We start from the raw sequence: 11,376 nt of genomic DNA, 5'->3' as shown, positions 1-11,376 counted from the left end.
CTTTTGCTGTCATGTCAAGTAAAATTTTTCTCTGCTTCCTGCTGCTTATCTTGTTTCTTTTGTCAAGTTCATACTATACCAAATTAGATGAGCTTACCCTGCTTTCTTCAGTAGCTTTAACTAACTCTTGATGCTTGTCAGTGAGTAGCTTTGCAAAATGTTCTGTGTCTAATTTTAAGGTTTCAATTTCAGTCAGAAACTTTTTAGACTTCCTGCGGCTTAATTTCTCTGATTGTTGAATAGCTAAACTACTACTAGCAAGGCTACCTAAACCGGACGCTATAAAGAATTGCGAGAACTGCTGATAGGGTGTGAACAGTGCGATAAACCCAGTAAAACTTACACCCAAAGAACCAACTACAAAGCTATTGCGTAATGTTTGAAAATTCATAAACTCTTTACTCCTTCTACTACTGGTTTAATTTCTTGTTGCTGATGCTTTGGTGTGGCTTGCGTTGCTAATAAAGTCATTACTAAAACCACTACTCCCAGTAATCCAAAGCTTATTTTTACTGGTGATATATCTGCTGTAATGTGAGATGAATGTCTGCTAAATTCCAGATTGACCCTTATTAAATCAACTGGGTTAAGGTCAAACCATTCTTCACTTTTAACTAGCTTCACACGGCAATAATTGAACTGTTTATGTATTTGGGCTTCTACCGCTTTCATGTCTTCTACATAGATTGTCCTGAGAATTTTAATGTTGCAAGGTGGCTGATTATCATGGAAGTTTTGAAGCCTTAATTGTGGATTACGAGAAAGACCTATTTTGCAACGTCTAAGGTAACATCCTGGTAACAAGCCGTGATATCCTACCGCTTCCATCAAATAGATATATCCGGGTTCGTGGTCGTTTCTAGGGTTAAAATTTGGCGTATATTGGTACATATTAAAGAGGGGTGTTAATTCACCCCATCAACTTGATTTATTCAATACTTTCTGCTTCTGCTTCAATGCTGCCTATCTTCTGGTCCAAGGAATATTGCGCCTGAATTATTCCTCTAATTCGTGTTTCTGCTAGTTCATATTTAGCAGCCCAAAACCGTTGTCTCTGTTCAGTTTCTGCGGTCAAGCCACCGAGCGTAACGTTTTCATGCTCTAACTTAACTCCGGTTTGAGCAAGTTTAACTGTGGCAGTTTGGTAGAGTACTTTGGCATTTTCTAACCCTACTAATTTAGTATCAGTTCCTATCCGGTCAGTCTGCCAAGTGATAGAAGCTTGAGACATTTTCTCACTGAGTGAACCAGCTTTGTAAGCATCAGTATTTAAGCTCAAATTGGCGCTAACTAATCTTAAAGTTTCTCGCTTCTCAGATATAGATTGAATTGCTTTATCTGCTTCTACTTTGGAGGTTCTAGGCAGTGTAGAAGTATCAGCAAATAAGTTTGAGGCTAAATAATCAGAAGGGTTAAAAACTGAGGCTTGGTGAGTGCTATTAGCGTTGATTGAAGTGGGGTCAATCTTGATAGTTTCTGGTGTAGTAGCAGCGGTTTTAAGCTTTTCTTGTGCTGTTTCTAGCTTGGTTTTCTGTGTTGTGCGTGGCATATAATTAAGATGTTGTAAGTTTTTGACACGTTTTGATAATGGGAACCTGCTTATGGTTCCCTTTACTTATTCAATTCTCGAAATCTTCCAAGCCTTCCAATACTTCACTAATTGCTTGTGTAGCATCAGTCAGAACTAAATCGTTGCTGGTGTGAAATTCTTCAGATTTCTGCATAGCTTGGAAGTTGGGGTCATTGACAACTACTTGCAGTTCATGTTGGCAAGTTTGGAGAATTGCTTTTATCTGGGTTGTGGTGAGGTTCATTTTTTATGCTGCAAATAAACTTAATTGTGTATGCCTTGTTGGTGAAGGTTGGTAGTTGTGTAAGCTTGACCGAATCAGTTTTTTAGTTGAGTTCCATCTCAACTCGTGGTCACTTTCTCCTACACAATCAAGGCAGAATACAGCACCATCGCAAATTGCTATTAAAGAATTACTTGCACAAATACAACCTAACGACCAATTACCATTTATGTAGGTTAAATAATCAGGTGCTTCAATGTCTTGAACTGTTCCAACAAACTCAAATCCATCTCCAATCAAGGCAGATGCAACGGATTTGTCTTTCTGGTTTAGCCAAACTGGCAAGGGGCTGATCATGCTAAAATCTCCAAAATCTTAATTTTTCTTAAGCGCCTTGACCGCAAATCAAGGCTTTTTTCTTGGCTGTTCTGGGTAATCAGTAAACGTTGGCGTAACTGCCCTGTAACAGAAAGTTGATTGTGTGAGCTAATACGTTGTTCAGTCCATCAAAAAAGTTAAACATCGTCGTAATCCTCATCTATTGGTTGGAACAGTTGGAATATTGCCTCTAGACCTGCGTTAATTGCGTCCAGGGGCGCTAAAAGGTTGAGTCTTACCCTACGACTAGGGACTTCCCCAACTCATCGGATAAAGCCTTAATTTCATCAGATAAGCTTGCTGGCAGTTCTGGTAACTCCGGTGCGGTGGGTTGTTTAGCGTTAAGACCGCGAAGTTGGTCAAAAACTTGGTTCCTGGTTTCTATCCGTCTTTCCCGTAGTTGCACCACCAATTCACTATCCCTAGCTTGGGCATTTTGGATAATTTGCTGGTTTCTGTAGCTGTGAACCAAGTCAGCCAAATCAATAACTTCTTCTGACTCTTGAATTAATTCATCTAAGGCAGTAGGGATTGGGGATTGGTTTTTAGGCTGTTGGGGTGCAGCGACTTGGGAGCCGGGGACAGATGCCACTATGTCGGAGTTTTGAGGCTGATCTCCCATATTTGGGGCTGTTTCTGGTGCTGTCTGTAATGCTTGTGGTGTAGAGGTTTCAGCGGTTTCTAGTGTGGTATCTGTGGGGACGGTTGGGGCTGGTAGTGCTTTAGATGTGGCTGTGAGTGCGGCTAACACCTGTTCTGATTGGGTTGTGGGGATGGACTTGATAGAGTCAAAGTCATCAGGTCTAATGTCCATTAAAGCCAGTCGAAATGCCTGTTCTGTAACGTTTTCAGCTTTGCAAATGTCAATGATGGTAACTGTGGTGTGGGTTGCTGGCATAGTCTCAGGTGTGGTTGCTGGTGTTTTCTTGCGGCGGGTTGTGGTTGCTTTGGTGGTGGTCATAGGAACTACGCGGATATTTTATTAAGGTTTTTTAGTGCTGTACGATACGTATAGAGTGAGCAATAGTTCTGATTTTTAGCTATCCCTTGCTTTACCCTTTGGGCTGTAACTACTTGGCTCATAAGTCTGCCAACTCTACATAAAACCCAGCACTGGTAAGGACTAAGGGGCGCTTGACGGTCAAAACTTCCATCCTCTTGTTTAGGGTATGCGTCCCTAAAACTGTTAATTCTCCAAAATGCTATATTTTCCCATAGGTATACTGTGCTACGCGAAACACCCAATAATTGAGCTAAATAGGTCTTGCTACTGGGAAAATCAAGAAATAAGTCGTGTTGTGTTCCGTTAGGCTGTGTCCGTTGTCTCATAAGGGTTGTAGGGTCAATCAGACGGTAATCGGAATTGAATTAGACGGGAATTAGTCGGGAATCAATCGGGTTATGCTTCACTGTGTCTAGTTGAATCTTCCAATCCCTTGCTATACAAGGCTTACAGGGTGATTTATGGTTGAATCAGTCGGGAATCAGCGAGTTATTTGTGATTGATTGCTTGATATCTTCAAAGTAACACCAATAGTTACTAATGAGTTAGATGTATATATGATAGTTGCTTATAACTTGGTGCAGTTGCAATAGGTAATACTAATAGTTACTCTTACAATAGAGTGTTAATATCTGAATATGCTATGCCTGAAACCGATGTAAAAATTATGTTTAAGTTAAAAGAACTACGAACCAATAAGGGTTTATCCCAAGAAGGTTTGGCCAGACTTTGCGGTATGAGCCTGACCAATGTAAGGAAGTATGAACAAGGAAAAATGAAAAGTATTCCCTTTGACACTCTGGCTAATTTCTGCTCAAAACTAGAGTGTCAGCCGGGTGAATTGTTCGAGAAAGTTGCTATTTAGCGATCGCACACCACTGCACTACCATGACAAACGACACAAGATTTGATGACATATACACAAGGTTGAGCGACTTAACCCACGATGTCGCCAACCTAAAAATACAAGCGGGAACTATAGGGACTTCTCAAGTTGCCATTGCCACAACCTTAACCCTAGCTACTGGTTTGGGTTCCGACATGAGAGAGGTCAAAGGCGATATCCGTCAAATTAAATCTGATATCAGAAATCTGGAAGCCAGCATCAATGAGATTTTGCGGCTTTTGCGTAATCAAAATCAATAACTTTTAGCGCGATCGCACTTCCCGTACTTCCCCAGGCAACAACATCCCCTATCGTATGGACGCAAACTACCAAGCGGTTCGCTTTGATGAAAACCGTGTTTTAATTTTTACTAACTTGGCAGAAGACTACAGAAGCGTAGTTATCCGTAAACGCGAGTTTTATAAGCTGTTCAAATCCAACTACTTGCACGTTTTTTTTATTAAGAAAAACGGCTCGGTAGCAAGATGCAATCTCGCACAGCAGCGAGATATCCCTTACTCACTTCGCGATATCTTCCAACGGTGCAAAATTGAATTAGTGGGTAGAGAAATGGTTCTCCATTGCCCCAACGTTGTTCTTGTGGACTCGCTCTTGCGCTATGGGAAAATTTTTCGAGAACATTACCATTTTTGCGATCGTATCCAATTTAGGGTTGGAGGTGAGGTCGCGTCCGTCTTGACTATTGACAAATAGCCTAAGCCATGCCCCACCTTTGGGGCTGATAGCAGGTATAAAATATAACAAAATAAGTTTATAGTACTAAGTATTGATTAATATACCGTCTATCTTATTAACTGAGAGAATAATTTTAAGTATAAAGGTAAAACCCAACAAAAAATAGATTAATTTGTAGGTAGGCTGGATAAGCCAGCGATCACAACCACAAAAAAAACTGGTCAGCAGTTCCATCGAGTTTCGCAATTGCGGCTGTTTGAAGATAAGCTACAACACGAATAAGCGTCTGATAAACGCTTCTTTCGGAACTGGCAAACCAGCCAGATTAATAATGTTCTTTGATCACAGCTTATCTAATAATCAGTTAAAAGTGCAAGCACTGATGGACTGCCCCTAAATCTAGTTAAGGACAGTCCCAATGAAACTACCGGAAGCAATAAACCCCGCACAGGTCAGAGAGCGCAGGGTTCAGAAACAGGATTTAAAATCTTTCAATGAAACCATTATAACGCAAAATTCCAAAATAAGTAAGTCTTTACTTATTAATCCTGAAGAATTTCAACTCAAATATCAAACAATTCTTGCAAAAGCCGCGAGGGGCAATTTTCCCCCCACGAACGACGATCCGCTGGGTCTGTTCGCTTTGGCTAATGTCGAGTACGATTTAGCGCGATTAAGCGATGATGAATTAGAAATATTAGCAAATAACTTGCCAATCGGGGGAGGCGGATGTGATGAGTAGACAGAATCCAATCCCCACAAATAAAAATAATCCCTGCGTCATATGTGGTAATGATGATGGCGATTGTCGGGTACACCACGTCACAGGCGATCCTTGGTGCATGAAATCAACCCACGTCTTTACAGGTTCGGTTGTCAGGACGGCCAATAGTTCATTCAAAGCCAAAAAATTAACCAGCGATAACCAATGGATGATATTCAACCCCACAAATGAACAGGGTGAGACATTCAAGAGGGAATATAAGCCAGTAGAGCGAAAGTCAGCGGCTAATCTCATGCCGTTGGAGGTCAGAGACAAGCATTACAGGAAACTGGTTAGTTATCGCGGCTTGTCCCAACGCCACAGACAGAAATTATTAGACCGGGGCTTTTTGAATGATGAGATTGACTTGGCCGTTAGTCAGAATTGGCTATGCTCTTGGGAGTCTGGGATATCTTCTGCAATCTATCCAAATGATTTATGCGGTGTCAATCTTGAGAAGGGCATTTTTCATGGCGGATCTGGCATTGCTTTTGCCTACCAGGATAAAGGTTTAATCGTTGGGTTAAATATCGCCAATGATAGCCGCGACGGTGCAAAATATTATCCTTTGTCATCTAGCAATAGTGGAGGTGTTTCATATCATCTTCCCAGTGGAGATCAACCCATTTTCCACTGGGTACATCCAGAAGCCACAGAAGTACAAAAAACTTGGATTTGTGAAGGCACTATCAAAAGTTTGTTAACTGCATTCAAACTTTGGAGGAATAACAAAAATATTCAGGTAATTGGTATTGGTGGGAATAACTTTTTGAACCACTACAAATCAATTAAGCCATTACTAACAGAAACTAATGTTTTTTGTCCCGATGCTGGCATGATTACTAATAGTAAGGTGTGGGATAATTATGCCAACTTCATTAAAAAAGTCAATCAGGATAAAATTAATATTTCTGTGGCTTGGTGGAATCAGATTGATAAAAGTGCTGGTGATATTGATGAATTAACAGACTATAGCCAAATTAAATACATCAGCAGCAAAGAATTTTTCACAATCGCTAAACTGGGAATTAAAAACGCAGAAGTCAAGAAAGTACAGGAACAGAAAATACAACAAAAGGCTTCTGAATTTGAGCAATTAAAAGCCATTAGGCACGGGTTAACCAATATTACAGAAGTGCCTTATAAAGTTGTAAATGTTGACCATTTAGAACAGGTTTTAGGTGATTTAATTCAACCAGGAACTTTAAATATAATCATCTCTGATACAGGCACGGGCAAAAGCGAAAGTATCATACCCTTTGCAACTAAAGCGGAAGCATTTTTTAGCTGGCATAATCGCATTAGTTTAGGCAGAGGTACTAGCAATAAACTGGGATTAGACTATAAAGAAAGTAACTCAAATACTAATTTGAGCAAGAAGAAAAAAGCCGCTTTTTGCGCTCCTAGCGCATATCAATTTAATCCCAATCATCTGAGAAATAATCAAGGAATTTTATTAGTAGATGAGGCGGATCAGGTATTTGATTTCCTCTTTGGTTCATTATGTAACAAGGATGGAATTAGACCTCTATTGCTATCTACTCTAGAATCACATATAGATTCTGCTATCTATGGTCAAGGTCTATGTTTATTCATGAGTGCGGACATAACCCAAAAAGAGATTGATTTAATTAAGCAATTAGCACCAGAAAATACACCAGTTAGGTTAATCATTAACAAATATCAACCACAACGTCCTGATATTAATTTTGATGTTTCTGACAGTCCAGAGGGGCAACTGTCAGAGTTGGTTTCAAAACTTAAAGACGGTGTACCATGCTTTGTCTTGGATGATATGAAAAATGGCGTAAAAGGTTGTAAATCATTGGCTGAATATGTCCGGCAAAACTTCCCCGAATTGAAAGATTTAATACTAGAAATCCATGCCGATAGCCAGCATGACCCCAAAGTTAAAGCTTTCAATGATAACCCAGACGAGGAAAGTAAAAAATACTTAATGATTATATGTTCACCATCAATTATCTCAGGAGTCAGTTTAAAGAATCAGCGATTTATTAATGGTGTTTTTGGTTTCTGCAACGGAATCTTGATGGACAGAGAAATTAAGCAATTTTTAAACCGTGTTAGGGGCGCGAAAGACATCTATTTATGGGTAGCTGAAAGCGGTTTTGAGCCTATGGGTTTACCATCTCAATTGGTGACTCCAGAGGAAATTTCCAACTACTACCAACGCAACTACGAGGTTAACTCAAGACACTTATTAAGTTACAAACCGGAGTACGAAGTTATGACGGGTGAATGGTCTTCACCATACTTTAAGTTATTCTGCAAGAATCAATCCTACAAAACCATTACAGCTAAATATTTACGCCAATTTACCAGAGAGCATTTAGAGGAAATTGGCTATGGTATTAATGAAATTAATCACACTCCAGATGGGGGAATAGATGATATTAAAAATGCACTTTCTAAGGTGTGGAATAACATCGAAATTCAAGAGGCAGAAGCCATAGACGCATCTGAATTATTAAGCGATTCTTTGATGGAAGCTATTCAAGCTACTGGTGAAATTCCATCTGATATGTTGGCAGCTTATAAAAAAACTTTGCTGTTTAGACAGTTTGGGGAGGAATTGATACAAGCTACCACATTTGTACACAAAAAAACTGAGAGAGAGTTTACCGGATACGCTGCTATGGCTTTAAAAAATGCACGCGGTGAATATCAAAGACACCTTGAGAATTTTTACCTACTTTCACAGCCAATTGATGAGGCACGGGAGAGAGATTATAAAGCAGAAGCTAAACAACTCAAACATGGTGAAAGATTTGCTGGTGATGTGCGGTGGAATAGCCGAAAACGTAAATGTAGAGAGGTTTTAGGGTTGCATGAATTTATCAATCCTGAAAAGTTGGATAACTGGTTTTCACCTCAAGACTTTGCAGATTTAGCCAACAAAGCTAAAACTTATGCAGGTCAAGTTCATGAAGTTTTAAATTTGAATGTTTCTGAACTTTCATCCGGTCAAATTTTTGGCGAGTTAATGAATCAGTTAGGGTTAGGACTTGATAAAAAATCTGTACCAGGTCAGAAGTGGAAACTAAGGAGGATTAATAAACAAGACTGGGAATATGTTCAACTGTATTTAAAGCATAAAGAATCCTTAAAATTGGAGAGAGAAAACGCTGTGACATCAGCAGCAGCATTCACAGAACAGGCTACAGTTGCAAAAGTTGATCCGCTTGTTCCTTCGATTGTTGAGAAGTTTGAAAATATTCGATCTAGGGAAGATTGGGATTATATTACAGCAACAATTACGGAAGAACAAAAACTAGCAGCTTGGGCATTATTAGGAGTTGAGGAACAGCAACGGATCAGAGATTTATATCACAATCCTGTGGTCAAGCAATTGGCTTTAGAAGATGTCAAGCCAGTAGAGGTTAAACCCGTTTTTTATGATGATTCAGCACGAGAAAAATATCAGCAATCCCAATCGCCAATTACCAATGACCAATTACCAATGACCAACGACTTGGATAATGCGATACCTTCGGTGAGCGTAGCGATCGCTCAACTCAAAGTTGCGTCAAACTGGGGAGAAGTTGAAAGAATCCGCCACGACTTGTTTACCCAAGCTTGGGCATATCTCACACCAGAAGATGACGCAAGGTTGAGACAACTACACCAGCAATGGACGCAACCACAACCACAACGGGTTCGATGGTTTTTTGACCGGATTGGAGAATATTTGCTCTTGGAAGTCAATGGCGCGATCGCAAAAATACAAAGCTTGATGACTGGGGACATTTCCGAGAAAAATTGCAGTGAACTGAAGTTTATATGCTCTTAAGACCTCCAATTGTAAAAGCCAGAGTGGTGTTCCATAAAACCTTGCCTGACTCCTGTATAGTCACAATCAAGATAAAAATATTTACTTTGAAGCGCGGGAGAACTTTTTTCTCGTTTTCGATAATTGTCTTGAAACGACGGGTCATTATCGCCGCACCCGTTGACGCACTTGAGGATGATTGGTGGCAGGAAGATTATGAGGAAAAACAATGATCTTTAGCACTAAGCCTACCAAAAAGCAGCTTCAAAGGCTCAAAGCACTGGAAATCGAGGCTTTAGAGAAGCAAGCCGCGCTTTTTGACGAGATGGCGAAAAGATACCCGGATGCAGCGGGAATTTATCAGGAAAAACGCCAAAAATGCGTGGAAAATGCGGAAAGGCTGAGAAATGGTGATGAAAACGAGATATTTAGGCTGAATCAGCATCTTTGAGACTTCCTTCTATGCTTTCTATGCCCTGAGATATTATATAAGCGTGTCTTGGCGTTATTACGCCTTCGCTCATCAATATCTCAGCCGCTTCTAGTACCGCCATATTTTTTACCTCAAGTCCTAACAGCCTACTCCTGCGTTCTGAGACCTTGAGAAGTCTGTCAATGATTCGCAGATCTCCAGAGTTTTTGTCTAGTAAATTTTCCAGATTAGTTTGGATCGTGTCCAGGAGTGCAAGCTCCTTGTCTCGCGCCGCGCTTCGGGATAACGGCTTGTGTTCTGTCGCGTATTGGGTGTTTGTCGCTTGCTGAGTCGCTTGGGGGATGGGGTCGTTATTCAGCCGTGCGGCGTATTCAGGTATTTTCGCCCACCTTTGAAGCGTTTTTGGCGTAACTTCAAGCGTTGCTGCTACATCCTTCTGCTGTGTACCTTGCAGCAGCATTTCTATCGATTTATTCTGAATCTCGGATAACGCCATTGCGACAAAAGCGACATATTTTTAATTTTAGCAAGGCGCTGTAGGGATACAAGAATATCACCCCGCAGCACGGTAGATTTTTGCGATCGCCCCAACCGCCCCATCACTTCAACCACCTCCAACCCCACGCCCTACCCTCTCATCAGAGGGTAATTTTATGGAGAGAGAGTCATCTAAGTACAGTCGCTTGGCTATTGAATAAATGACTTACAAGGGGTTTAGTTTTCATAAATGATTAATGCATCATGCGGACACCCCACAAAGGTTAGAGGTCAAAATCAAAGCATTTAGACTATCTAAGTATATAAAGCCAGAGAGTTGTATCACATCCACCCGTACAATAAAAAGACTTCTCACTATATATTTAGGGGGGGGTGGACTGTAGAAAGTACGGGTAACTATAGTTTAAGAATACGTAGCCAGTAGCACATACTTAAAATTTAGAATTAAGGCAAAATCAGACGCTTAAATGTGTAGAGTCAGGAGTCAGGGAACAGGACAAAATGAGTACAAGATGGGTACAAATCCGGTACAGTTTGGAGGCAGTTTCGTGGCAGTTTGGAGACAGGGAACTGGGGACTGGGGATAGTTGAGAGGTCATGAGGCAAGACAGAGTTAGGACAGAGTTAGGACAGGGGACTAGAAAAAGTTGGCGCGGCGGGATAGTTGGGGGAAATCGGAATTGTGCGATCGCACTCTGGGGAAATTTAGAGAAATTGCTATCACTGTACAAGAGGGTTAATCCAAGACCATCACTATACAAAACGGTTAGTCTAAGAGTATCCATATACAAGACGATTTGACGTAACCATGAGTAGACAAGACCTCTTGATTATCACTATACAAGACGGTTTGATGTAAACATGGATGTACAAGACCTCTAGTGATACCTATACAAGACGGTTAGAATGCAGATATCACTAGACAAGACCTCTAGTTATGCCTATACAAGAGGGCTTGACGCAAGCATGAGTAGACAAAACCTCTTAGCCATCACTATACAAGACAGTTTGACCGCAGACATTATCACTATACAAGAGGGTTAACGCATACATGATGACTATACAAACCGACTTAACGCAGACATCCTTGGAAGCATTCCTTGTTCTCATGAGAACAAGGAATGCTTCCAAGGATG

At 40.6% G+C, this 11,376-nt stretch carries 12 protein-coding genes; 5 read left to right on the top strand and 7 right to left on the bottom strand.

The genetic code is table 11. The annotated features are described in order from the left end of the window. Positions 1 to 73: 73 nt before the first annotated feature. The 6 genes from H6G59_RS26750 to H6G59_RS26725 all read right to left on the bottom strand — a co-directional run bounded on the left by H6G59_RS26750 (position 74) and on the right by H6G59_RS26725 (position 3,132). Positions 74 to 391 carry a hypothetical protein gene (locus H6G59_RS26750; RefSeq protein WP_190721038.1) on the bottom strand — a complete coding sequence of 106 codons (318 nt, stop codon included), beginning with the start codon at positions 389 to 391 and terminating at the stop codon, positions 74 to 76. After that, entirely contained in the window at positions 388 to 891 is a 504-nt protein-coding gene (locus H6G59_RS26745; protein ID WP_242038991.1) for a GIY-YIG nuclease family protein, read from the bottom strand. Before H6G59_RS26745 ends, H6G59_RS26750 begins: the two co-directional genes overlap by 4 nt. A gap of 37 nt (positions 892 to 928) precedes the next feature. Next, positions 929 to 1,549: a hypothetical protein gene (locus tag H6G59_RS26740; RefSeq protein WP_190721035.1), complete on the bottom strand. Its 621-nt coding sequence runs from the start codon at positions 1,547 to 1,549 to the stop codon at positions 929 to 931. Between the two features lie 70 nt (positions 1,550 to 1,619). Continuing rightward, complete coding sequence (locus H6G59_RS26735) at positions 1,620 to 1,814, bottom strand: hypothetical protein (protein WP_190721033.1); 195 nt, start codon at positions 1,812 to 1,814, stop codon at positions 1,620 to 1,622. Between the two features lie 3 nt (positions 1,815 to 1,817). Beyond that, positions 1,818 to 2,150: a hypothetical protein gene (locus H6G59_RS26730; RefSeq protein ID WP_190721030.1), complete on the bottom strand. Its 333-nt coding sequence runs from the start codon at positions 2,148 to 2,150 to the stop codon at positions 1,818 to 1,820. Positions 2,151 to 2,406: 256 nt separating this feature from the next. Beyond that, a complete protein-coding gene (locus tag H6G59_RS26725; RefSeq protein WP_190721028.1) occupies positions 2,407 to 3,132 on the bottom strand; it encodes a hypothetical protein in 726 nt (241 codons plus the stop codon). Between the two features lie 685 nt (positions 3,133 to 3,817). On the opposite strand from H6G59_RS26725, the gene H6G59_RS26720 reads away from it, so the two are divergent. From H6G59_RS26720 to H6G59_RS26700, 5 genes are all read left to right on the top strand, one after another. Next, a complete protein-coding gene (locus tag H6G59_RS26720) occupies positions 3,818 to 4,039 on the top strand; it encodes a helix-turn-helix domain-containing protein (RefSeq protein WP_190721026.1) in 222 nt (73 codons plus the stop codon). 23 nt (positions 4,040 to 4,062) lie between these two features. Further along, positions 4,063 to 4,320 carry a hypothetical protein gene (locus tag H6G59_RS26715; protein WP_190721024.1) on the top strand — a complete coding sequence of 86 codons (258 nt, stop codon included), beginning with the start codon at positions 4,063 to 4,065 and terminating at the stop codon, positions 4,318 to 4,320. Positions 4,321 to 5,174: 854 nt separating this feature from the next. Next, a complete protein-coding gene (locus tag H6G59_RS26710; protein WP_190721022.1) occupies positions 5,175 to 5,498 on the top strand; it encodes a hypothetical protein in 324 nt (107 codons plus the stop codon). Beyond that, positions 5,491 to 9,330, top strand: a complete 3,840-nt coding sequence (locus H6G59_RS26705; RefSeq protein WP_190721020.1) for a plasmid replication protein, CyRepA1 family — start codon at positions 5,491 to 5,493, stop codon at positions 9,328 to 9,330. Before H6G59_RS26710 ends, H6G59_RS26705 begins: the two co-directional genes overlap by 8 nt. 208 nt (positions 9,331 to 9,538) lie before the next feature. Further along, positions 9,539 to 9,760 (top strand): hypothetical protein, encoded by a 222-nt coding sequence (locus tag H6G59_RS26700; protein WP_190721017.1) that lies wholly within the window; start codon positions 9,539 to 9,541, stop codon positions 9,758 to 9,760. On the opposite strand, the gene H6G59_RS26695 is transcribed toward H6G59_RS26700, so the two are convergent. After that, positions 9,738 to 10,238 (bottom strand): hypothetical protein, encoded by a 501-nt coding sequence (locus tag H6G59_RS26695; protein WP_190721015.1) that lies wholly within the window; start codon positions 10,236 to 10,238, stop codon positions 9,738 to 9,740. The genes H6G59_RS26700 and H6G59_RS26695 overlap by 23 nt on opposite strands. Positions 10,239 to 11,376: the final 1,138 nt, after the last annotated feature.

Origin of the sequence: Anabaena lutea FACHB-196 (assembly GCF_014698305.1) — a bacterium.
GTDB classification, from domain to species: Bacteria; Cyanobacteriota; Cyanobacteriia; order Cyanobacteriales; family Nostocaceae; genus Anabaena; species Anabaena lutea.
This window is presented reverse-complemented; position numbering and strand designations above follow the sequence as displayed.